This is a genomic window from Streptomyces sp. NPDC045026, assembly GCF_056432625.1.
The window spans coordinates 124,389-146,211 of the sequence record NZ_JBWKIS010000005.1; the positions used below are offsets into that span (position 1 = coordinate 124,389).

Annotated in this window: 18 protein-coding genes; 7 read left to right on the forward strand and 11 right to left on the reverse strand. The window is 73.2% G+C overall.

The annotated features are described in order from the left end of the window. Window positions 1-27: 27 nt before the first annotated feature. Window positions 28-2,313 carry a heavy metal translocating P-type ATPase gene (locus AC07EJ_RS13735; RefSeq protein ID WP_478884298.1) on the forward strand — a complete coding sequence of 762 codons (2,286 nt, stop codon included), beginning with the start codon at window positions 28-30 and terminating at the stop codon, window positions 2,311-2,313. A 59-nt stretch (window positions 2,314-2,372) separates the two neighbouring features. Here the strand turns inward: AC07EJ_RS13735 and AC07EJ_RS13740 are convergent, their stop codons facing one another. Together AC07EJ_RS13740 and AC07EJ_RS13745 are read right to left on the reverse strand one after the other, a co-directional pair. After that, the gene (locus AC07EJ_RS13740) at window positions 2,373-4,025 is read right to left on the reverse strand and encodes a DNA repair helicase XPB (RefSeq protein WP_389480538.1); all 1,653 of its coding nucleotides are present in this window, start codon (window positions 4,023-4,025) and stop codon (window positions 2,373-2,375) included. A 112-nt stretch (window positions 4,026-4,137) separates the two neighbouring features. Beyond that, complete coding sequence (locus tag AC07EJ_RS13745; RefSeq protein WP_478884299.1) at window positions 4,138-6,657, reverse strand: helicase C-terminal domain-containing protein; 2,520 nt, start codon at window positions 6,655-6,657, stop codon at window positions 4,138-4,140. A 141-nt stretch (window positions 6,658-6,798) separates the two neighbouring features. Here AC07EJ_RS13745 and AC07EJ_RS13750 point away from each other — a divergent pair, with 141 nt between their 5' ends. Beyond that, a complete protein-coding gene (locus AC07EJ_RS13750; protein WP_389480535.1) occupies window positions 6,799-7,848 on the forward strand; it encodes a hypothetical protein in 1,050 nt (349 codons plus the stop codon). Window positions 7,849-7,860: 12 nt separating this feature from the next. Here the strand turns inward: AC07EJ_RS13750 and AC07EJ_RS13755 are convergent, their stop codons facing one another. From AC07EJ_RS13755 to AC07EJ_RS13770, 4 genes are read right to left on the reverse strand one after another with little or no spacing between them, the layout of a single operon-like run. Continuing rightward, entirely contained in the window at window positions 7,861-8,838 is a 978-nt protein-coding gene (locus AC07EJ_RS13755) for an ABC transporter substrate-binding protein (RefSeq protein WP_478884300.1), read from the reverse strand. Then, on the reverse strand, window positions 8,835-9,686 hold the full coding sequence (locus AC07EJ_RS13760) for an ABC transporter ATP-binding protein (RefSeq protein ID WP_389480530.1): 852 nt from the start codon (window positions 9,684-9,686) through the stop codon (window positions 8,835-8,837). The genes AC07EJ_RS13755 and AC07EJ_RS13760 overlap by 4 nt, the downstream gene beginning before the upstream one ends. Then, on the reverse strand, window positions 9,683-10,744 hold the full coding sequence (locus tag AC07EJ_RS13765; RefSeq protein WP_389480528.1) for a FecCD family ABC transporter permease: 1,062 nt from the start codon (window positions 10,742-10,744) through the stop codon (window positions 9,683-9,685). The genes AC07EJ_RS13760 and AC07EJ_RS13765 overlap by 4 nt, the downstream gene beginning before the upstream one ends. Then, window positions 10,741-11,757 (reverse strand): FecCD family ABC transporter permease, encoded by a 1,017-nt coding sequence (locus AC07EJ_RS13770; RefSeq protein WP_389480527.1) that lies wholly within the window; start codon window positions 11,755-11,757, stop codon window positions 10,741-10,743. Before AC07EJ_RS13770 ends, AC07EJ_RS13765 begins: the two co-directional genes overlap by 4 nt. Window positions 11,758-11,822: 65 nt before the next feature. On the opposite strand from AC07EJ_RS13770, the gene AC07EJ_RS13775 reads away from it, so the two are divergent. Further along, the gene (locus tag AC07EJ_RS13775) at window positions 11,823-12,470 is read left to right on the forward strand and encodes an HAD family hydrolase (RefSeq protein WP_389480525.1); all 648 of its coding nucleotides are present in this window, start codon (window positions 11,823-11,825) and stop codon (window positions 12,468-12,470) included. Here AC07EJ_RS13775 and AC07EJ_RS13780 read toward each other — a convergent pair. Continuing rightward, on the reverse strand, window positions 12,449-12,697 hold the full coding sequence (locus tag AC07EJ_RS13780; RefSeq protein ID WP_389480523.1) for a hypothetical protein: 249 nt from the start codon (window positions 12,695-12,697) through the stop codon (window positions 12,449-12,451). The genes AC07EJ_RS13775 and AC07EJ_RS13780 overlap by 22 nt on opposite strands. A 187-nt stretch (window positions 12,698-12,884) precedes the next feature. Between AC07EJ_RS13780 and AC07EJ_RS13785 the strand changes: the two genes are divergently transcribed. After that, window positions 12,885-13,268: a cold-shock protein gene (locus AC07EJ_RS13785; RefSeq protein WP_389480521.1), complete on the forward strand. Its 384-nt coding sequence runs from the start codon at window positions 12,885-12,887 to the stop codon at window positions 13,266-13,268. Window positions 13,269-13,366: 98 nt separating this feature from the next. Here the strand turns inward: AC07EJ_RS13785 and AC07EJ_RS13790 are convergent, their stop codons facing one another. The 4 genes from AC07EJ_RS13790 to AC07EJ_RS13805 all read right to left on the reverse strand — a co-directional run bounded on the left by AC07EJ_RS13790 (window position 13,367) and on the right by AC07EJ_RS13805 (window position 16,874). Beyond that, a complete protein-coding gene (locus AC07EJ_RS13790; RefSeq protein WP_389480520.1) occupies window positions 13,367-14,224 on the reverse strand; it encodes a 1,4-dihydroxy-6-naphtoate synthase in 858 nt (285 codons plus the stop codon). After that, window positions 14,221-14,928, reverse strand: a complete 708-nt coding sequence (locus AC07EJ_RS13795) for a futalosine hydrolase (protein ID WP_389480518.1) — start codon at window positions 14,926-14,928, stop codon at window positions 14,221-14,223. The genes AC07EJ_RS13790 and AC07EJ_RS13795 overlap by 4 nt, the downstream gene beginning before the upstream one ends. Continuing rightward, window positions 14,898-15,374 (reverse strand): DUF2771 domain-containing protein, encoded by a 477-nt coding sequence (locus tag AC07EJ_RS13800; RefSeq protein WP_389480516.1) that lies wholly within the window; start codon window positions 15,372-15,374, stop codon window positions 14,898-14,900. The genes AC07EJ_RS13795 and AC07EJ_RS13800 overlap by 31 nt, the downstream gene beginning before the upstream one ends. A 102-nt stretch (window positions 15,375-15,476) precedes the next feature. After that, a complete protein-coding gene (locus AC07EJ_RS13805; RefSeq protein ID WP_389480514.1) occupies window positions 15,477-16,874 on the reverse strand; it encodes an MFS transporter in 1,398 nt (465 codons plus the stop codon). A gap of 335 nt (window positions 16,875-17,209) precedes the next feature. Between AC07EJ_RS13805 and AC07EJ_RS13810 the strand changes: the two genes are divergently transcribed. From AC07EJ_RS13810 to AC07EJ_RS13820, 3 genes are all read left to right on the forward strand, one after another. After that, window positions 17,210-18,133 carry a DUF3027 domain-containing protein gene (locus AC07EJ_RS13810; RefSeq protein WP_389480513.1) on the forward strand — a complete coding sequence of 308 codons (924 nt, stop codon included), beginning with the start codon at window positions 17,210-17,212 and terminating at the stop codon, window positions 18,131-18,133. A gap of 104 nt (window positions 18,134-18,237) precedes the next feature. Continuing rightward, window positions 18,238-18,462 carry a hypothetical protein gene (locus AC07EJ_RS13815; protein WP_478884301.1) on the forward strand — a complete coding sequence of 75 codons (225 nt, stop codon included), beginning with the start codon at window positions 18,238-18,240 and terminating at the stop codon, window positions 18,460-18,462. A gap of 97 nt (window positions 18,463-18,559) precedes the next feature. Next, window positions 18,560-21,712, forward strand: a complete 3,153-nt coding sequence (locus AC07EJ_RS13820; RefSeq protein ID WP_393583737.1) for a sacsin N-terminal ATP-binding-like domain-containing protein — start codon at window positions 18,560-18,562, stop codon at window positions 21,710-21,712. Window positions 21,713-21,823: the final 111 nt, after the last annotated feature.

The following is a 21,823-nucleotide window of genomic DNA, read 5'->3' on the forward strand; positions in this document are numbered from 1 at the left end:
GAGCCAGACCGCAACCGAGGAGGCCTCATGTCGGCGCATCCAGCCGCCACCGCGCCCCTTGCCGCCCAGGCGGCAGAGGTGGAACTCGCCATCGGCGGCATGACCTGTGCCTCGTGCGCCGCCCGGATCGAGAAGAAGCTGAACCGGATGGACGGCGTGGCGGCGACCGTCAACTACGCGACGGAGAAGGCCAAGGTCACCTTCGCCGACGGGGTGGCGGTGGCCGACCTGATCGCCACGGTCGAGGCCACCGGATACACGGCCCAGGAGCCGCCGAGGGCCGCTGAGGGGAAGGCGGACGGGGCGCAGGAGGCGGAATCGGACGGGTCGGCCGACGCGCTCGCGCCGCTCCGGCAGCGGCTGATCACCGCCGTGGCGCTCGCCGTGCCCGTCGTGGCGATGGCGATGATTCCCGCCCTCCAGTTCGAGTACTGGCAGTGGCTGTCCCTCACGCTGACGGCGCCCGTCGTCACGTACGCCGCCTGGCCCTTCCACAAGGCCGCCGTCACGAACGCGCGGCACGGCGCCGCGACGATGGACACCCTCATCTCCGTCGGCACGTCCGCCGCGTTCCTCTGGTCGGTGTGGGCGCTCTTCTTCGGAACCGCCGGCATGCCCGGCATGACGCACGCCTTCGAGCTGACCATCGCCCGCAGCGACGGCGCCGGGAACATCTACCTGGAGGCCGCCGCCGGAGTCACCGCCTTCATCCTCGCCGGGCGCTACTTCGAGGCCAGGTCCAAGCGGAAGGCGGGTGCGGCACTCAAGGCGCTGCTCGAACTCGGCGCCAAGGACGTCACGATGGTGCGCGAGGACGGGAGTGAAGAGACCGTTCCCGTGGCCGAGTTGAAGGTCGGCGACCGGTTCCTCGTCCGGCCCGGCGAGAAGATAGCCACCGACGGCGCCGTGGTCGAAGGCGCCTCCGCCGTCGATGCCTCGATGCTGACCGGCGAGTCCGTGCCCGTGGAGGTCGCCGTCGGGGACGCCGTCACCGGCGCGACGCTCAACGTCGGCGGACGCCTCGTCGTCGAGGCCACCCGCGTCGGCGCCGACACCCAACTCGCCCGTATGGCACGCCTGGTGGAGGACGCGCAGAACGGCAAGGCCGCCGCGCAGCGCCTCGCCGACCGGATCTCCGCCGTGTTCGTGCCGGTCGTCATCGGGCTCGCGCTCGCCACGCTCGGCTTCTGGCTCGGCAACGGCGCCGGGATCACGGCCGCCTTCACCGCGGCCGTCGCCGTCCTCATCATCGCCTGCCCCTGCGCCCTGGGCCTGGCCACCCCGACGGCGCTGATGGTCGGCACGGGGCGCGGCGCCCAGCTCGGCATCCTCATCAAGGGCCCGGAGGTCCTGGAGACCACGCGCGCGGTCGACACGATCGTCCTGGACAAGACCGGAACCGTCACGACCGGCCGGATGACGCTGCTCGCCACGCACGTGGCGGACGGCACGGACACGGGTGAAGTCCTGCGTGTCGCGGGGGCGTTGGAGCACTCCTCGGAGCACCCGATCGCGCGGGCCATCGCCGACGGGGCACGCGAGAAGGTGGGCGAGCTCGGCGTCGTCGAGGACTTCGCGAACCTTCCCGGGCTCGGCGTGCAGGGCATGGTCGACGGCCACGCCGTACTCGTCGGCCGCGCAAAGCTCCTCGCCGAGTGGGAGATCCGGCTGCCGGTGGAGCTGGAGCGCGCCAGGTCGCAGGCCGAGGCGGCGGGGCGTACGGCCGTCGCGGTGGCCTGGGACGGTCAGGCCAGGGCGGTCCTCGAAGTCGCGGACGCGGTGAAGGTGACCAGCGCGGAGGCGGTACGGCGACTGCGTGGCCTCGGCCTGACGCCCATCCTGCTCACCGGCGACAACGAAGCCGTAGCGCGCTCCGTGGCCGCCGAAGTGGGCATCGACGAGGTGATCGCGGAGGTCATGCCGCAGGACAAGGTCGACGTGGTCAAGAGGCTTCAGGGCGAAGGGCGTTCCGTGGCCATGGTCGGCGACGGGGTCAACGACGCGGCGGCCCTGGCGCAGGCCGACCTGGGACTCGCGATGGGCACGGGCACGGACGCGGCGATAGAGGCCGGCGACCTGACCCTGGTCCGCGGCGACCTGAGGGCGGCGGCGGACGCGATCCGGCTGTCCCGGCGGACGCTGGGGACGATCCGCACCAACCTGTTCTGGGCGTTCGCCTACAACGTCGGCGCGCTGCCGCTGGCCGCGGCGGGCCTGCTGAACCCGATGATCGCGGGCGCGGCGATGGCGTTCTCATCGGTGTTCGTGGTGGGCAACAGCCTGCGCCTGAGGAACTTCAGGCCGCAGTCGTAGCGATCGCCGGCAGGACGAGGGCCCGTCCACACACGGTGGACGGGCCCTGCTTGCCGAGGTCAGCTGCCCTGCTCGCCCGCGAGGAGTTCGTCCGCGTCGACGATGCGGTACGCGTAACCCTGCTCGGCGAGGAAGCGCTGGCGGTGGGCGGCGAAGTCCTGGTCGACGGTGTCGCGGGCGACGACGGAGTAGAAGTGCGCCTGGTGACCGTCCGCCTTCGGACGCAGCACGCGGCCGAGGCGCTGGGCCTCCTCCTGCCTGGACCCGAAGGTGCCCGAGACCTGGATCGCGACCGTTGCCTCCGGCAGGTCGATCGAGAAGTTCGCGACCTTGGAGACGACGAGGACGCTCAGCTCGCCCTCGCGGAACGCGTCGAAGAGTCGCTCCCGCTCCTTGTTCGTCGTCTCGCCCTTGATCACCGGGGCGTCCAGATGCTCGCCCAGCTCGTCGAGCTGGTCGATGTACTGACCGATGACGAGGATCTGCTGCCCGGCGAACTTCTTCACCAGCGCCTCCGTCACCTTCCGCTTGGTCGCGGTGGTGGCGCAGAAGCGGTACTTCTCCTCGGCCTCCGCGGTCGCGTAGGCGAGCCGCTCGCTGTCGGTCAGATTGACGCGCACCTCGACACAGTCGGCGGGTGCGATGTAGCCCTGGGCCTCGATCTCCTTCCACGGAGCGTCGAAGCGCTTGGGCCCGATCAGCGAGAAGACGTCCGACTCGCGCCCGTCCTCACGCACCAGCGTCGCGGTCAGGCCGAGGCGCCGCCGGGCCTGGAGGTCGGCGGTGAACTTGAAGACGGGCGCGGGCAGCAGATGCACCTCGTCATAGATCACGAGCCCCCAGTCGCGGGAGTCGAAGAGCTCCAGATGCGGATAGATGCCCTTCCGCTTCGTGGTCAGCACCTGATACGTGGCGATGGTGACGGGCCGGATCTCCTTCCGCGTCCCGCTGTACTCGCCGATCTCGTCCTCGGTGAGACTGGTCCGCTTGACCAGCTCGTGCTTCCACTGCCGGGCGGAGACCGTGTTGGTGACGAGGATGAGCGTCGTGGCCTTGGCCTCGGCCATCGCGCCGGCGCCCACCAGCGTCTTTCCGGCGCCACAGGGCAGCACGACCACACCGGACCCGCCGTGCCAGAAGCCCTCGACGGCCTGCTTCTGGTACGGACGCAGCGCCCACCCGTCCTCCGCGAGTTCGATCGGGTGCGCCTCGCCGTCCACGTAACCGGCGAGGTCCTCGGCGGGCCACCCCAGCTTGAGGAGCGTCTGCTTGATCTGGCCGCGCTCCGAGGGGTGCACGGCGACGCTGTCGGCGTCGATGCGGACGCCGACCAGCGGGGCCACGCGCTTGGAGCGGAGGATCTCCTCGAGGACCGGCCGGTCCGTGGTGGTCAGGACGAGGCCGTGCGCCGGGTGCTTGGACAGCGTGAGGCGCCCGTACCGGTCCATGGTCTCGGCGATGTCGACCAGCAGCGCGTGCGGGACGGGGTAGCGGCTGTACTCGACGAGGGCGTCCACGACCTGCTCGGCGTCATGGCCGGCCGCCCGCGCGTTCCACAGCCCCAGCGGCGTCAGCCGGTAGGTGTGGATGTGCTCCGGGGCGCGCTCCAGCTCGGCGAAGGGCGCGATGGCGCGACGGCAGGCGTCGGCCTGGTCGTGGTCGACCTCCAGGAGCAGCGTCTTGTCACTCTGGACGATGAGCGGTCCGTTCACGTCTATCCCTTCCACCGCGCTCCGCGAGGCGCGGGGCCAAACGTCCAGTGTGCCGCATGGCGCGTACGAACCGCGTACGCACGGAAAGGGAGGCGGGGGCCGCCCAGGGGCGTCAGGCCTCGTCCTCCAGCTCGGCCACCCCGGTCACCCGGTGCAGCGGATACGTCCGGACCTCGTCCGCGGTGTGGTCGTACGCGGTGACGAACCCGCCCTCGACCCGGATCGGGGCGATCACGCGCTGGCTGGCGGAGCCCTCCGCGTTCACGTAGCCGATCCACACGGCCTCACCGGTCAGGACGGCCGCCTGCATCGTGGCCAGCGTGTCCGCCGCGCTGGTGCGGGGGAGCGCCCCGCTCTGCTCGCCCGGCGCGTGCTTGCGCGGGGTCGTGGAGGCGAGGTCACCCGCGCGGATCGCGCGCACCGCGGCGGTCAGGAGCGTGCCGTCCGGCACCGGCGGCCCCTCCGGGACGGGCTCGGGGGCGCTGCGCGGCGGAGTGCGGCGGGCGTGGGCGCGCGTGATCAGCACATCGCCCTCGGGGGTCTCCGCGGCGGGCGCGAACCCCATCTGGCGCAGGCCCTCCAGAAGCGCCGAGGGATCGGCCTGCGCGGCCAGGACGGTCGGCGCGAGCCGCCGCAGGCGCAGGGAGGCCGAGCGCTTGTCGGCGAGGATCTCGCCGAGGAGGACGTCGTCGTCGCAGCGCACGTACGCGGAGGCGGCGCCGATGCGCAGATGTCCGTGCTTACGGGCCACGTCGCCGATGAGGTACGCGAGGGGCTGCGGCACGGGCGTACGGGAGTGCGTGTTCAGGAAGTCGTGCAGGTCGGAGGCGGTACGCCCGGCGTCGAGGGCGCGCCGCACGGACCCGGGGGTGAACCGGTAGACGGTCGCCCCTCCCTTGGACTCCACGTCGGCGAGGACGGAGAGCGCCTCGGCGAGAGGCCGCTCCAGGGGCCCGGGGGCCACGGCGGTCAGATCGGCCTGAAGAAGAACGTGGTCCAGCGGCTCGGGCAGCAGCGGAGCGAGCAGAGCGACGGCGGCCGCCTCCGCGGGAGTCGCGACACCGTCGTCGAGCAGCGCCCGGCCGTGCTCCGACAGCGCCCCGCGCCCCGTGACGCCGAGCAGCTCCGCCTCCGTGAGGGTCCACCGGGCGATGCGGGCGCGCAGATCGTCGGGGTCACCGGCGTCCTCGGCCGAGGTGGCGGCGGTGCGCAGCGGCCTCTCCCAGCGCAGCCGGGCGAGGAGGGTCTCGGGGTCGGGGGAGGCGCCCTCGGGGAGCCCGGCGAGCAGCGCGAGCACGCGGCGGCGGACTTCGGGGGCGGCCGAGCGGTCGAGGTGGGGCCCGAGCGCGGACAGGGTGCGCCCGGCGGAGGAGACGGCGAGCGTGCCGTCGCGGCCGGCGACGAGCCCGGACGTACGGGTGGCGGGCAGCCAGACGGCGACGAGACGCGCCCAGCGCTCGGCGGCCGGCTGCTCCAGCCAGGTGTCGTAGGCGGGCGTCGCGGCGTACTGCTCGTCGGCCTCGCCGTCGGCCGCGATGAGCCCGGCGGCGTAGGCGAGTTCGACCCAGAACGCGGCGAGGGGCTCGGTGGTGTCGAGGGCGGCGGCGGTGCGCTTGAGGTCCCGCACGCTGAGCCCGCCGGCACGCAGAACGGCGGGCCCGCCCTCGTCCCAGTCCTTGAGGAGTTCCTCGACGGTGGCGAGCGCGGTGTAGGCCTGCCCGGCGGCGGTCGCGTTCACGACGGCGGGGCGGTGGGTGGCGCCCGGGGCGACGGCCGGGGGTACGGGTTCCAGGGCGCGGTGGGCGCGTCCGCCGCGCAGGTGGAGGGCGGCCTCGCGGGGCAGCACGACGGTTCCGGGGGCGGTGGGCAGGAGGAGCCCGCGGTCGAGGAGCCAGCGCAGGTGGGCGGCGGGTTCGGCGGTGACCTGGCCGTACGGCGGGCCCCAGACGAGCCGGGAAAGGACCTCGACGGCGTCGGCGGGCGCTTCGTCGAGGAGCGCGGACATCCGGGGCCGGTCGGTGAAGAGCGCGGTCAGCGAGGCGACGGCGGAGACCGGGTCGTGCGTGGAGGGGAGGCCCGCGGCCGTCACGATCTCCTGGAGACGCCCGGGGGACATCCCGGCGCTGGTTTCGGCGACCGTCGGGCCGAGGCCGGTGGGGGAGGGCCGCTGGGGCGCGGGGGCGAGCAGCTCACGGGCGGTGCGGACGAGACGGAGCTGGTCGTCGGGCCCCCAGAGCAGGGCCTGTTCGCGCAGGGCGGCGACGGCGTGCGGCAGCGCCGCGGAGACGGTACGGGCATCGGCGCCCGCGTCGCCGCCCTCGTCCCCGGCGAGCAGGGCGAGGAGGGTGTCGTACGTGGTGGGGTCCGGGGCGACGGCCAGCGCCTGCGCGGTCTGGAGCGTGAAGCGGTCCAGGTGTTCGAGGGCGCGGATCACGGAGGCGCGGGTGCCCGCGCGGGTCGCCAGCTGGGTGAGGTCGCCCGGGACGGGGTTGAGCAGATCGGGGCGGGCGCGCAGGAGTGCGCCGAGGGAGGCGTCGTCGCGGGCGCGCAACGCCTCGGCGAGGGACCGGGGGACGCTACCCCCCGCCCCGCTCCCGACCTCGGCGGCGCGGTCCGGCTCGTGAGTGCTCATCCGGGCCACGGTAGCGCCTGACCGGCCCGCCGGGCGGCGACCCCGCTGGGCCCGGAAGAGGCCCCCGGTGCCGGGCCGGGCACGGTAACGTCGTAAAACGGGTGAACGAACCGTCAACAGCACCACCCCGGAGGGGACTTCGTGGGGATCGAGAGCGACCAGCTCGTCTTCGACTATCTGAGCCGGGTCGGCGACCTGGCCCAGCAGCGTCAGCTGCCCTCGGGCACCCGGATGCGTCTGGTGTCGGAGCTGCGCAACGAGATCGAGGCGCGGCGCGCGAAAACGACGGTGGACAGTCCGGCCGCGGTGCGGCGGATCCTGGAGCGCCTCGGCACGCCGGACGACGTGGTGACGGGGGCGCGCACCGGCGGCGGTCCGGCGGTCCCCGAGGCGCCGCGGGCAGCGGTGCCCGTGCAGAGGTCGAAGGAGCAGCGGCCCAAGGAGCCGCGCCCGAAGGGCTTTCGCAGGATCGTCCCGGGCCCGCGTCCGGAGCCGCGGGAGGACGAAGAGCTGTGGGACGCGCCGTCCCCGCCGCATCTGGCGGGGACGGACGAACTGGGGGAGCAGGGTTCGGAGCCGGACTGGTGGCGGGTGGACAGCAGCCCGTTCGGCGACGCGGACAGCGTGCCGGGGTTCGTGGGCGGCGTGGAGATCCCGGAGATTCTCAGGCGGCCGGGCAAGGACGACCCGCACGTCCCCAAGGCGCGCAGGGCCCCGGCCCGGACGGAGGACGAACTCCCGGACGACGAACCGGAGACGGACACCGAGAAGGGCACGGACAAGGGCACGGGGAAGGGCGGCCGGGACAAGGCGTCCACAGGGCGCCGCGGCCGCCTCCCGTCCCTGCCCGGCGGCTGGTCCAACCCGCTCCTGCTGCTCGCCGCCGCGCTCCTCGTGGCCGGCGCGATCCTGGGCAACTGGTTCGCGCTGGGCCTCGGCTGGGTCATCGCGTACGCGTCGCGTCGCCTGAGCGAGGGCGAGTCGAAGGCGGCCGTGCTGTGGCTGCCGGGACTCGCGGTGACCGCCGGGCTCGTGTGGTTGTGGGGCCGCAACACCGGGCGGTGGGGCGAGCCGATCGCGGACGGGCACATGAGCGACGCGATCGGCACGACGTGGCCGTGGGTGGTGCGGGGGGCGGCCGTCGCCTCCGCGCTCTTCGTGGTGTGGAGATCGCAGCGGCAACGGCCGTGACACAAGGGCCTGTTATGCGGTCAGGTCCTTCTGGGACTCGTCGAGGATCTGGTGCGCGGCGGTGTAGCCGATGCCCGCGATCCACAGGTTGTCGTCGACCTTGAAGACCTTGCCGTCCCTGGACGCCTTGAGGTTCTTCCACAGGCTGCTCTTCATCGTCCCGGTCGCCTTGGCCTTGCCCGGGTCGCCGTAGGTCGAGGTGAAGACGACGTCCGCGTCCGCGAGGTCGATCTTCTCGGGGCTCACGTCGTACGAGAACCCGTCCTTGGCCTTGTCGGTGATGGCGGGGCGGCCCACGCCCAGGTCGGCGAGGATCGAGCCGATGTAGTTCTGCCTGCCGTAGATGCGGATGTCGGCGCCCTCGACGAAGCGGACGAAGTTGACGTCCGTCGCGGCCGCCTTCTCCTTGCCGCCGATCGCGGTGGTCACCTTCGTGACGTGCGCGTCGTAGTCGGCGACGACCTTCTTCGCCTCGGCCTTCCTGCCGAGCGCGTCGGCGTGAACCTGGAAGTTCTCCTTCCAGGCGGTGCCGGTGGACTCCGTCATCACGGTCGGGGCGATGGCGCTGAGCTGCTTGTAGCGGGCGCCGTCGCGGACCTTGCTGGTGAGGATGAGGTCGGGCTTGAGGGCGGCGACGGCCTCCATGTCGGGGTTGGCGATCTCGCCGACCTCCTTGATGCCCTTCACCTCGCCTTCGGGCAGGTACGAGGGGAAGCCCTCCTCCGTCGCCGCGTGGGTCGCGCCGACCGGCTTCACACCGAGGGTGAGCGCGGAGTCGAGCTCGCCGGTGTCCAGGACGACGACGCGGGCGGGGTGCTCGGGCACCTTCACGGCGCCCATCGCCGTACTGACGGTGTGCGTCTTCGCGGATGCCGGGGCAGCCGAGTCGGAGCCGGAGTCCCCGCCGGACGAGCCGCAGGCGGTCAGGGCCAGGGCGCCGGTCAGCGCGAGTGCTCCGGCGGTGAGGGCGCGGTGGTCGCTGCGCGTCATGAGGCTGCCTTCCGGGAGAGGGAGTCGGACGGGGCACCGACACGCTCGCCGGTCCGGGCGCCGGCCTGCCAGGGCGCGCCGGGCACGATCAGCGGGGAGCCGGTCACGGGGTCGGGGACGACCACGCAGTCCAGGCCGAACACCTCCCGTACGAGGTCAGCCGTGACGACCTCGGCGGGCGGGCCCTCGGCGACGATGCGGCCGGACTTCATGGCGACGAGGTGGTCGGCGTAGCGGGCCGCCTGGTTGAGGTCGTGCAGGACGAGGACGACGGTGCGGTCCTTGTCGTGGTTCAACTGGCGTACGAGATCGAGGACTTCGACCTGATGGGCGATGTCGAGATACGTCGTCGGCTCGTCGAGGAGGAGCAGTTCGGTCTCCTGGGCGAGCGCCATGGCGATCCACACGCGCTGGCGCTGGCCGCCGGAGAGCTCGTCGACGGAGCGCTCCGCGAGGGCCGCGACGTCGGTGCGTTCCATGGCCTCGGTGACGGCGCGCTCGTCGGCGTCGGACCACTGCTGCCACCAGTGCTGGTGGGGCTGGCGGCCGCGGGCCACGAGGTCGGCGACGGTGATCGCCTCGGGCGCCACGGGTGTCTGCGGCAGCAGCCCGATCTGCTGGGCGATCTTCTTGGTGGGCAGCTTGGTGAGGGCTTCGCCGTCGAGGAGTACGGAGCCGCTCTTCGGCTTGAGGAGCCGGCCGAGGGCGCGCAGCGTCGTCGACTTGCCGCAGGCGTTCGGCCCGACGATCACCGTCACCCGGCCGTCGGGGACGGCGAGGTCGAGGTCGTGGACGACGGTGCGGTCCTCGTAGGCGAGGGTGAGCGCGCTGGTGCTGAGCCGGGTCACCGGTTTCCTCCCGTGCGGCTGCGGATGATGAGCCAGATCAGGTACGGCGCCCCGACGGCGGCCGTGAGGACACCCACCGGGAGTTCGGTGGGGGAGAACAGGCGCCGGGCGAGCAGGTCGGCCACGACGACGATGAACGCGCCCAGGAGCGCCGAGCACAGGAGCGGGATCTGCGCGGTACGGGTCACCCGGCGGGCGATCTGCGGGGCCAGCAGCGCGACGAAGTCGACGGGCCCGGCGGCACCGGTCGCGACGGACGCGAGGACGACGCCGAGCAGGACGAGGCCGAGGCGCACGCGGCCGAGACGGACACCGAGCGCGGTCGCCGTGTCGTCGTCCATGGCCACGGTGCGCTGGGCACGCGCGGCCCACGCGACGCACGGGACGAGGACGAGCAGCGTCCAGCCGAGCGGGGCGGCCTCCGCCCAGCCGCGGCCGTTGAGCGAGCCCGTCATCCAGATCTGCGCCTGCTGGGCGACGAGGTAGTCGCCCTTGGTCATGAAGAGCGTCGTCACCGACCGCAGCGCGATGGCGAAGCCGATGCCGATGAGGACGAAGCGCGTCGCGTGCAGTCCGCCGCGCCAGGCGAAGGCGTACACGAGGAGCGCCGCGAGGAGCCCGCCGAGTACGGAGAGGTAGGGCAGGACCGCGTACGACGTGACCCCGAACGTCATCGCGCCGACGGTCAGCGCGCTGGCGCCCTGGCTGATGCCGATGATGTCGGGGGACGCGAGGGGGTTGCGGGCGACGGTCTGGATGAGCGCGCCCGCGACACCGAACGCGGCGCCGACGAGGAGCCCGACGACCATGCGGGGGGCGCGCAGCGTGCCGACGACGAGTTCGTCCGGGGACGGCCGGCCGGTGATGACCTTGAGCACCTCGGCGGGGGCGATGAAGGACTCGCCGACGCAGAGATAGGCGAGGCAGGCGGCCGCGAGGAGGACCACGAGGGACACGGCGGCGACGGCGGCCCTGCGGTGCAGGAGGAAGGCGGCGCTGCCCGCCCGGACGACGGAGTACCCGGCGGGGCGGACCCGGGGCGCGGTGGTCGTACTCATGCGGGGACCGCCTTGCGCCGGACCAGGGTGACGAGGAACGGGACGCCGATCAGCGCGGTCATCACGCCCGCGGGGACCTCGCTCGGCGGGAAGACGACGCGGCCCACGGTGTCGGAGACGAGGAGCATGACGGGGCCGATGAGGGCCGCCATCGGCAGGACCCAGCGGTGGTCGCTGCCCACGACGGCGCGGGCTATGTGCGGGACGGCCAGGCCGATGAAGGCGATCGGACCGGCGGCCGCGACGCCGACGCCGGTGAGGACGGTCGCGCCGAGGCCCCCGACGATCCGTACGGTCGCGACCCGCTGGCCGAGGCCTTTGGCGACGTCCTCGCCGAGCGCGAGGGCGTCCAGGCCGCGCGCGACGGACAGCACGAGGACCACGCCGACGACGAGGAACGGCCATGTCTGGCCCACGATGTGCGCGTCCCTGCCGGACAGCGAACCCACCTGCCAGAACCTGAACTCGTCCATGGCGGACGCCTTCGTGGTGAGGACGGCGGTTGTCACGGACACGAGCAGCGCGTTGATCGCGGCGCCACCGAGCGCGAGTTTCACCGGCGTCGCGCCGCCGCGCCCGCTGGAGGCGATGGCGTAGACGGCGACGGACGCGAGCGCGGCGCCCGCGAACGCGAACCAGACGTAGCCGGTGAGCGTGTGGATCCCCGCGAAGGCGATCGCGAGGACGACGCCGACGGACGCGCCCTGGCTGATGCCGAGGATCCCGGGGTCGGCGATGGGGTTGCGGGTGATGCCCTGGAGGACGGTCCCGGCGAGGGCGAGCGCGGCGCCCACCATCAGGCCGACGAGCGTGCGCGGCAGCCGCAGGCCCCTGACGACCTCGGCGTCGTCGCTGTGGCCGCCGTGCACGAGCGCGTTGAGCACCGCCGACGGGGCGATCGCGCGGGCGCCCACGGCGAGGCTGAGCAGGACCGCGAGGACCAGGGCCACGAGCGCGGCCGCCGTCCAGACGATGCGTCGCCGCGCGGCGGGGGCGGCTGAGATCTGACCCATGGACCAATCCGAGGTTGGTAAGGCTTAGCTAAGCGGCAATCGTACGCCCAGGCACAATGGCTCCCATGGGTGCATACGAGAGCGCGAACGGATCAGCTTCGGGACCGACGGTCGGCTTCGACCTCGACATGACGCTGATCGACTCACGGCCGGGGATCAGAGACACATGGCTGGAACTCGCCGACCGTACGGGCACGCAGCTCGACGCCGACCTCATCGTGACCCGGCTCGGCCCGCCGCTGGAGCAGGAGCTCGCGTACTGGTTCCCCGAGGAGCGCATCCCGGAGATGGCCGACCTGTACCGGAAGCTCTACCCGGCGCACGCGATCACCGGGACGTACGCGATGCCGGGCGTGCACGAGGCCGTCGCCGCGGTGCACGCGGCGGGCGGCAGGGTGATCGTCGTGACGGCGAAGTACGAGCCCAACGCGAAGCTCCACCTCGAACACCTGGACATCGCCGCCGACGAGGTCATCGGCAACCTGTGGGCGGAAGGCAAGGCGACGGCGCTGCGGGAGCACGCCGCGTCCGTGTACGTCGGTGACCACACCGGCGACGTGCGCGGCGCCCGCGCCGCCGACGCGCTGTCCGTGGCGGTGACCACCGGGCCGTGCGACGCGGCCGAGCTGCGCGAGGCCGGCGCGGACGTGGTGCTCGCGGATCTGACGGAGTTCCCCGCCTGGCTGGAGGCCTACGTCGCCGAGCGGGCCTGACGGCGCTGCACGGCGATCCCGCGCAGCACTCCGGCCGCGGAGATCAGGAAGCCGACACCCATCAGCATGCACACCGCGTAGGCGACGGGCGGGAACGGGTCGGTTCCGAGGAACAGAGGGGCCATCGTGGCCAGAGTGGCCACGGCTCCGACGATGAAGACGATCCCGCCGGCCTTGACGAGACCGTCGCCGGGCCCGGCGGAATTCGTTTGGGTTTTGTCACGCACCCGACCAGGGTAGTTCCCAGCGCGAAGGAACTATCCGGGTTCCTCGGGCCGTCTTGTCACCGGCCCCTGGACCATTAGCCTGGTGCCGGCGGGCCGGGCGGCCCGCTGCAGTGCTATCCAGAGCCGTTTCCAGCGCCGTTCTTCACGGCGCGAAACGGCATGACGAGTACGAGGACGAGGACTTCACGTGCCTACCGGCAAGGTCAAGTGGTTCAACAGCGAGAAGGGCTTCGGCTTTCTCTCCCGCGATGACGGCGGCGACGTCTTCGTGCATTCCTCCGTACTCCCGGCCGGCGTGGACCTCCTCAAGCCGGGCCAGCGTGTCGAGTTCGGCGTCGTCGCGGGGCAGCGCGGTGACCAGGCGCTCTCGGTGACGATTCTTGACCCGACGCCGTCCGTGGCCGCGGCGCAGCGCCGCAAGCCGGACGAACTGGCCTCGATCGTCCAGGACTTGACGACACTCCTCGAGAACATCACGCCGATGCTGGAGAAGGGCCGCTACCCGGACAAGGCGTCCGGCGCGAAGATCGCGGGCCTGCTCCGGGCGGTCGCCGACCAGTTGGACGTCTGACCGCATTACGGGAACGCGAGCGCACCCTGGCCGAGGGCGGGCACGAGGCCCTCGGCCGCAGCGTGAGTGCTGTGCCGGACTCTGTCCGGCCGCTGTGTTCAGGGGAACGACAGGGCGTCCGGGCCGAGTGCGGGGACCAGTCCCTCGGCCGCGGCGCGCGTCAGGAGACCGCGGATCGCGGCATAGCCGCTCTCGCCCAGGTCGGCCGTGAACTCGTTGACGTACAGGCCGATGTGCTGGTCCGCGACGGACGGGTCCATTTCCTGGGCGTGTTCCTGGACGTAGGGGCGGGAGGCCTCCGAGTCGTCCCAGGCCATGCGCACCGAGGTGCGTACCGCGTCGGCGAGCCCGCGCAGCCGGGCCTCGCCCAGGCTCCGCTTCGCGATGATCGCGCCGAGCGGAATGGGCAGCCCGGTGGTGTTCTCCCAGTGTTCGCCCATGTCGGCGAGGGAGTGCAGGCCGTAGTCCTGGTACGTGAAGCGGGCCTCGTGGATGACGAGTCCGGCGTCGACCTTGCCGTCCCGCACGGCGGGCATGATCTCGTCGAACGGCATGACGACGATCTCGCCGACCCCGCCGGGCACGGCATCCGCGGTCCAGAGGCGGAACAGCAGGTAGGCCGTCGACTTCTCGCTGGGGACGGCGACCGTCTTCCCGGTGAGGTCGACGCCCGGCTCGCGCGTGAGCACGAGCGGGCCGCAGCCCCGTCCGAGCGCGCCGCCGCAGGGCAGGAGCGCGTAGTCGTCGAGGACGTACGGCAGGACGGCGTACGACACCTTCAGGACGTCGAAGTCGGGGGAGCGGCGCTCGGCGACGCCGTTCGTGATGTCGATGTCGGCGAAGGTCACGTCGAGGGCGGGCGCGCCGGGGACGCGGCCGTGGGCCCACGCGTCGAAGACGAACGTGTCGTTCGGGCAGGGCGAGAAGGCGATCCTGAGTTCTTCGGGGTGCGTCATGTGCGGTTCCAACTCTCCAGTACGGGCGCGGACTTCCCGAACGCGTCGGTGAGTGCCGCGAGTGCGTCGCCGATGCGCCAGGCCGCGCGGTCGCGGGGGCCGACGGCGTTGGAGACCGCGCGGATCTCCAGGACGGGCACGTCGTGCGCGGCGGCCGCCTCGGCGACCCCGAAGCCTTCCATCGCCTCGGCTGCGGCGCCGGGGTGGCGCCCCTGGAGCTCGGCGGCGCGGGCCGCGGTGCCGGTCACGGTGGAGACGGTCAGGACGGTGCCGGTGAGCGCGCCGGTGGCTGCGGCGACGTCCCGTACGAGGGAGGGCGGCGGGCGGTGTGTGACGGTGCCGAAGCCGAGTTCGGTGACGGGCAGGAAGCCGTCGGGGGTCTCGGCGCCGAGGTCGGCGGCGGTGAGCGCGTCGGCGACGACGACCGAGCCGATGGGGGCGTCCGGCTGGAATCCGCCGCCGATGCCGGCGGAGACGACCAGGCCGTACGGCCGCCCCGACAGGGCGGCGGTGGTGAGGGCGGTGGCGGTACCGGCCGCCGCGGCGGCGGGCCCGACGCCCACCGCGACGACATCGACGGCCGCGGGTGCGGCACCCGCCTGGGACAGGCCCCTGGCCACCGCGTCCCGCTCCGCGGGGACGGCGGTGGCGATCAGGACCCGCCCGCTCTCCGTCAGGCGTCCTTCTTGAGCTTGAACGACCACAGGCCGGTCGCGTTCGAGCCGCTGCCCTCGACGATGGAGACCGTCGTGGAGCTGCCCGTGGCGCCGTACTGCTGGTTGAAGAACACGCTGCCCGGGACGGTGCGGTACGTCTTGTTGCTGGCGTCGGTCAGCGGCTGACCGTTCATCAGCAGGGTCCAGCCCTTGTCCGCGATCTTCGGGTCGACGCCGAAGCGGACCGTCGCGTCGGGGTCGACCTTGATGGACTTGATGTCCTTGTTCTTGAGGCAGTCCTTCAGCGCGGTGGCGTTCAGGGCCTTGCCGTCGTTGTAGCAGGCTGCTTCCGACGTCACCGTGGAGCGGCCGACCGTGATGGTCGCCAGCGGCGTCGGCTTGTCGCAGGCCGAGAGGACGAGCAGCCCGGCAGCGACGGCGCCGGCGGCTGCCACGGTGCGGCGGTTGCGCACGGTGAAACGCAGGGAGGTCATGCGGGCAGGCTATCTGGCGGCCCGCACACACTCGCCATGCGGGTGCGGCGAGCCGCATGCTCACGCCATCCGAGGTGGATCTCCCGCTCTTGTGGCCGGTCCTCACGCCACGCGGCTGTGTGCCTGGCCGCCGTGGCGCGCGGCGGCCAGCAGGCCCCGTACGGTCGTCAGCCAGCCCGTTCCGACGATCACCGAGGCGACGCCGAGGCCCAGTGCTCCGTTCAGGGGCAGTGCGATGCCGATGGCGCCGCCGAGGACCCACGCCATCTGGAGCAGGGTCTCGGAGCGGGCGAACGCGGAGTTGCGGACCTGCTCGGGTACGTCGCGCTGGATCAGGGCGTCCAGGGACAGCTTGGAGAGGGCCTGCGCGAACCCGGCGACGGCCGCCAGGCACGCGGTGAGGGCCGCGGTGAAGAACAGCGCGGCCGTGATCGCCACGGCCAGGACCGCCGCCACGACCGTCACGATGATGATCTCGGGCGCCCGTGCTTTGAGCCAGGCCCCGACGGCTGTGCCGAGCGCGTTGCCCGCGCCCGCCGAGATTCCGACGATGCTGAGTGACACGGCGGCGCTCTGCCCCGACATGGGGTGCTCGCGCAGCAGGAACGCCAGGAAGAAGATCAGGAAGCCGGAGAGGCAGCGCTGGGAGGCGTTGACGAAGAGTGCGTGCGTCACGGCCGGGCCGACCGTGCGCAGGCCGGGGCGCTTCTGCTTGGTGGCCTCCTTGCGCGGGCCGTGCAGATGCTGCTCGTCGGCCGCCAGGAGCGCCTTCGCCTCGCCCTTCGCGGAGTCCACCTTGTGCGGCAGCTGGAAGGACAGGACCATCCCCGACATGAAGATCACGAAGGCGCCGTAGAGGGGCCAGCGCGGTCCGAGGAGCTGGAGCCCGGCGCCGATGGGCGCGGCCACGCCGGTGGCGAGCAGCCCGCCGAGCGTCACCCGTGAGTTGGCCTTGACCAGGGAGAAGCGGGGCGGCAGCAGGCGTGGCACGACGGCGCTGCGGACCACGCCGTACGCCTTGGACGCCACCAGGACGCCCAGCGCCGCCGGGTACAGCTCCACGCTGCCGCTGACCACCGCTCCCGACAGGACGATCGCGAGGAGCGCCCGCGCCAGCATCGAACCGGCCATCGCGGCGCGCCGCCCGTGCGGCAGCCGGTCCAGGAGAGGCCCGACGACGGGCGCGAGGAGGGCGAAGGGCGCCATCGTGATGGCGAGGTAGAGGGCGACGCGCCCGCGCGCCTCGTCCGTCGGCACCGAGAAGAAGACCGTGGACGCGAGCGCGATGGTGATCATGACGTCGCCGGCGCCGTTCACCGCGTGCAGTTCGATCAGTTTTCCGAGACCCGACTCGCCCGCGCCGTGCGCGTGGGTCGCTTTGCGAATCCCGCGCGCCGTGCCGGTGAACGGCAGGTGCAAGGCGCGCCCGAGCCCGCGGACCGCCCTGCGTACCGGGCCCGATCCGCCTGCTGAGCGCGACGACGACCTTGCGGAGGTCACCCAGCCATAGTGCCCCCGTAGGGTGGTGACTAGTGCCGATATCGGCGGAGCGGGTCGCCGGTACGGCCCCCCGGAACCACCCCGCCGCGTGGTGCAGGACACAGCTACTTGTACGTCGGTGTGGGCGCACGGGCCGGGAGAAGGTAGCGTGCGTTACGCGCCTGCGGCAGCTGTTCTCGGCCGCGCGCCTCTCAGTCATCCCGCAGAATGGGTGACGTAGGTGCGCCGGAGGACGTTCGGGCGCGGACGTCGACGCGGCCCCCTGGTCCGCTCCGTCCGTACCCCCGCGCAAGGGTGGCGCACTCGTGAGACGGCGTAGGAGAGAAGCGATACCTGTGAGCGCAGCGACAACGCGAAGCCGCACCCCTGACCGTCTGTGCGCCGAGGCGGTAGGCCTCGCGCGGGCCGCGGCCGAGGAGGCCGCCGCGCCAGGAGTCGTGGGCGAGCACGTCGACGTCGTGGTCGAGGGCGACCGGGTCGTCACGCATCTCTTCGAGTGCAAGGAGTTCGGCTACCGCGGCTGGCGGTGGGCCGTGACGGTCGCGCGGGCCTCCCGCGCCAAGGTCGTCACCCTGGACGAGACGGTTCTGCTGCCCGGCCCCGACGCGCTCCTCGCCCCGGAGTGGGTGCCGTGGAGCGAGCGGCTGCGGCCCGGCGACATGGGCCCCGGGGACCTGCTGCCGACCGATGCCGAGGACCTGCGGCTGGAGCCCGGCTATTCGGGTGAGGACGTTCCGCCGCCGAACTCCGCGGTGTCCGAGGAGATGGCCGAGCTCGTCGAGGCGGAGGACGCCGAACTGACCGTGGGGCCGCCCGCGGAACTGCCCATCGCGCCCGAGCGCGGCTCCATCGCGTCGGTCGCCGAGGAGCTCGGCATGCGGCGCGCCCGGGTCCTGTCCCGGTACGGCCTCCACGTCGCGGCCGACCGCTGGGACGAGGCGTACGGAGCGAAGACGCAGATGGCCCAGGCGGCGCCCGCCACCTGTGTGTCCTGCGGTTTCCTGGCCCGGATCGGCGGCTCGCTCGGCCAGGCCTTCGGTGTCTGCGCCAATGAGTTCTCCCCGGCGGACGGACGTGTCGTCTCCCTCGCGTACGGCTGCGGTGGGCACTCCGAGGCGGCCGTCATGCCGAAGCCTCCCCGGCCGGCTCCCCATGTGATCGACGAGACGCGCGTGGACCCCTTCCCCCTGCGCCCGGCGGCGGACTCGGGCTCGGTCCCGGTGGCCCCGGACGGCACGGAGGATCTGGGGCACTCGTGAGCGGCCTGGCATAAGCCTGGTCACAGGGTTCCCACAGGATCTACTGTCCCCATGCGGCGCTTGGTGCGCGCGCTCGGGGATGTGGGGTGGGGACCTTGCGACGGGTGTTTCTGCGTGCCATGACGGCGGTCGTGGCGCTCGGTCTGGTGGCCGGGTGCGACGGTGGGACGTCCGCTCCGCCGCGCGAGGATTTCACGAAGAAGCAACTGAGCAGGGCCGTCCTGGAGAAGGCCGCGCTCGGTGACTCGTCACGCTTCGAGGCCCGTTTCACCGAATCCGCCGGCACCGTCCTCCGAGCCCAGCTCGACAAACTCGCCCGCACCGCCTGACCTGCCCGCTCATTGCGGGCCGCAGGCCATCGCGCGGTAGCGTCTGCGTCGCCAGGGTTGGCCTGGTTGAACGGCAGAGGGAGACCACACCGTGAGCGTGAGCAAGATCGTGCGCCCGGCAGCCGAGGGGATGGACCCGTTCGGGACCGCCCGTCTGCGGCGTGGGGTTCTCGATGCCTGGGCCGGCAGCCCGGCCCGCTTCCGCGAGGACGCCAACGCCGAGGAGGACCTCGCCCTCGGCGGCTACCGCGACCGTCTCGTCGTCGAGCTCGCCCAGAACGCCGCCGACGCCGCCGCCCGCGCGGGCGGCACCTCGGGCGGCCGCTTCTCCCTGACCCTGCGCGACGGTGTGCTCGTCGCCGCGAACACCGGCGCGCCGCTGGACGCCGCCGGTGTCGAGTCGCTGTCCACGCTGCGGGCCTCCGCCAAGCGCGAGCAGGGCGACGGCGCGGTGGGCCGGTTCGGCGTCGGGTTCGCCGCCGTCCTCGCCGTGACCGACGAGCCCGCGGTCGTCGGCCGCACGGGCGGGGTGCGCTGGTCGCTCGCCGAGGCGCGCGGCCTCGCCGCCGACACGGCGCGGCACAGCCCGGGTCTCGGCGACGAGCTGCGCCGCCGGGACGGCCATGTGCCGCTGCTCAGGCTCCCGTTCGCCGCGGAGGGCTCCGCCCCGGAGCCGTACGAGACCGTCGTGATCGCGCCGCTGCGCGACGCCGCCGCCGAAGCGCTCGCGGGGCGGCTGATCGACGCCATCGACGACACGCTGCTCCTGGCCCTGCCCGGTCTCGACGAGGTTCACGTGGAGACCGCGTCCGGTACGCGCACGCTGCGCCGCAGGGCCGACGGGCCGTACGTGGCGGTGGACGACGAGCGTGAGGACGCCGCGACGGGCGGGCGTGAGAGCGTCACGACCCGCTGGCGTGTCCTCACTCGCAACGGCCCGCTCGAAGCCGCCCTCCTCGCCGACCGGCCCCTCGAAGAGCGCCTGCGCCCGCACTGGTCCGTGACCTGGGCCGTGCCGGTGGACGCGGACGGCGCCCCCGAGCCGCCCCGCAGCGCGCCCGTGCTGCACGCGCCGACGCCCAGCGACGAGCCGCTCGGCGTGCCCGCGCTGCTCATCGCCTCCTTCCCCCTCGACACGACCCGGCGGCACGCCGCCCCCGGGCCGCTCACCGACTTCCTGGTGGAGCGGGCCGGCGACGCGTACGCCGAACTCCTCGCCGGATGGCGCCCGGTGAGCCCCGCCATCCTCGGCCTGGTGCCGGGCCCTCTCGGCCGGGGCGAGCTGGACGGCAGCCTGCGCGGCGCGATCCTGGCCCGGCTGCCGCGCACCGCGTTCCTGCCGCCCGCGCTGGCGCGCACGAAGGACGACGCCGACGGACTGCCCGAGACGCTGCGGCCGCGCGAGGCCGAGGTCGTCGAGGGCGCCGGCGCCGAGACCGTGCAGGTCCTGGCCGAGGTCATGCCGAGCCTGCTGCCCGCGGGCCTGGAGCGCCGCGTCGAGCTGCGGACCCTGGAGGTCGCCCGGGTCCCGCTGACGGAGGCCGTCGACCGGCTCGCCGGTCTGGAGAAGGAGCCGGGCTGGTGGCGGCGCCTGTACGACAGCCTCGCGGGCGTCGACCCGGACCGGCTCACCGGGCTTCCGGTGCCGCTGACCGGCGGGCGTACGACGATCGGGCCGCGGCAGGTGCTGCTGCCCATGCCGGACGCGACACCCGGCGAGACGCTCGCCCGGCTCGGCCTCAAGGTCGCCCATGTGGACGCCGCGCACCCGCTGCTCGAAAAGCTGGGCGCGCTGCCCGCGACGCCCCGGGCCGTCCTGACGACGCCTCAGGTGCGGGCGGCCGTCGCCGGTTCGCTCGACGACGACGCCTGGTCCCTCGACGACGACGGCCCGGTCGGCGCGGACGAGCTCGCCGAGCTGGTCCTGACCCTCGTACGGGACGCGAACCTGGAGCCCGGGGACGAGCCGTGGCTGGGCGCGCTCGCGCTGCCCGACGACGAGGGCGAGCTCGTGCCCGCCGGTGAACTCGCGCTGCCCGGCAGCCCGTTCGCGAAGGTCGTCCGCGAGGGCGAGCTGGGCATGGTGGACGGTGACCTCGCCGAGCGGTGGGGCGAGCAGCCGCTCGCCGCATGCGGTGTCCTCGCCGGGTTCGCCCTGGTCCGCGCCACCGACGTGGTCCTCGACCCGGACGAACTCGACCCGCGCGAGGGCGACTTCGCGGAGCCGGACGACGCGGGCCTGCTCGACGCGGTCGACGTGTGGTGCGAGGACGTACTCGACCGGCTGCCCGACACTCCCGTGCCGCCCGTCGCCACCGAACTCGTCGCCGTACGCGACCTGGACCTCGTCGACGACGACCGCTGGCCCCAGGCCCTCGCCCTCCTCTCCCGCCCGCCGCTGCGCGACGCCCTCACCCAGCCCGTACGGGTCCTGCTGCCCGACGGCACGCACGAGATCGTCCGCCCGTACACGGCCTGGTGGCTGCGCGATCACCCCGTCCTCGACGGCCGTCGTCCTGCCGGTCTGCGCGCGGCGGGCGGAGACCCGCTGCTCGCCGGGCTCTACGACCCGGCGGACGCGACCGGCTTCGAGGACGAGCAGGTGCTGCGCGCGCTCGGCGTCCGCACGTCGGTCGCCGCGCTCCTCGACGAGCCGGGCGGCGCGGCGGAGCTCCTCGACCGGCTCGCCGACCCGGACCGCGAGGTCGGCGCGGCCCAACTCCACGCCCTGTACGGGGCGCTGGCCGATCTCGACCCGGAGCAGGTGACGCTGCCCGACGAGCTGCGGGCCGTGGTGGACGGCGAGGTCCGTGTGGTGGACGCGGCCGACGCCGTCGTCGCGGACGCGCCCGACCTGCTGCCCCTAGCCGGCGGTCTTGCGCTGCTGCCGGTGAGTCCGGGACGGGCCGCGGACCTGGCGGAGCTGTTCCAGGTGCGGCGGCTGAGCGCGAGCGCGGACGCCGAAGTCACGCAGGAGGGCGCCGAGCATCCGGTGCCGGAGTCCGTACGGACCCTGCTCGGGCCCGCGACCCCGCAGACGTACGTCGAGCACGAGGAGCTGTTCGTCGCCGGGGTGGAGGTCGACTGGCGGCGCACGTCCGACGGCACGGTCCACGCGTCGACGCTGGAGGGCGTGGCGGCGGGCCTGGCGTGGGCGGCGGGCCAGTGGCCGCGCCGCTTCGAGGTCGCGGCGCTGCTTGAGGACCCGTCGCGGACGGCGGAGCTGGCGCGGGACCGCTGGTTCGACTGAGGTGGCGGGGGCTGGTGCGCTCGGTGCGTAACGGGGAGACCGGGGTTGCGTAAACCAGTCACAAAGTCTTCATCTCCCGTACAACCAGCCACTCCTGGCGTGTGTCTGATC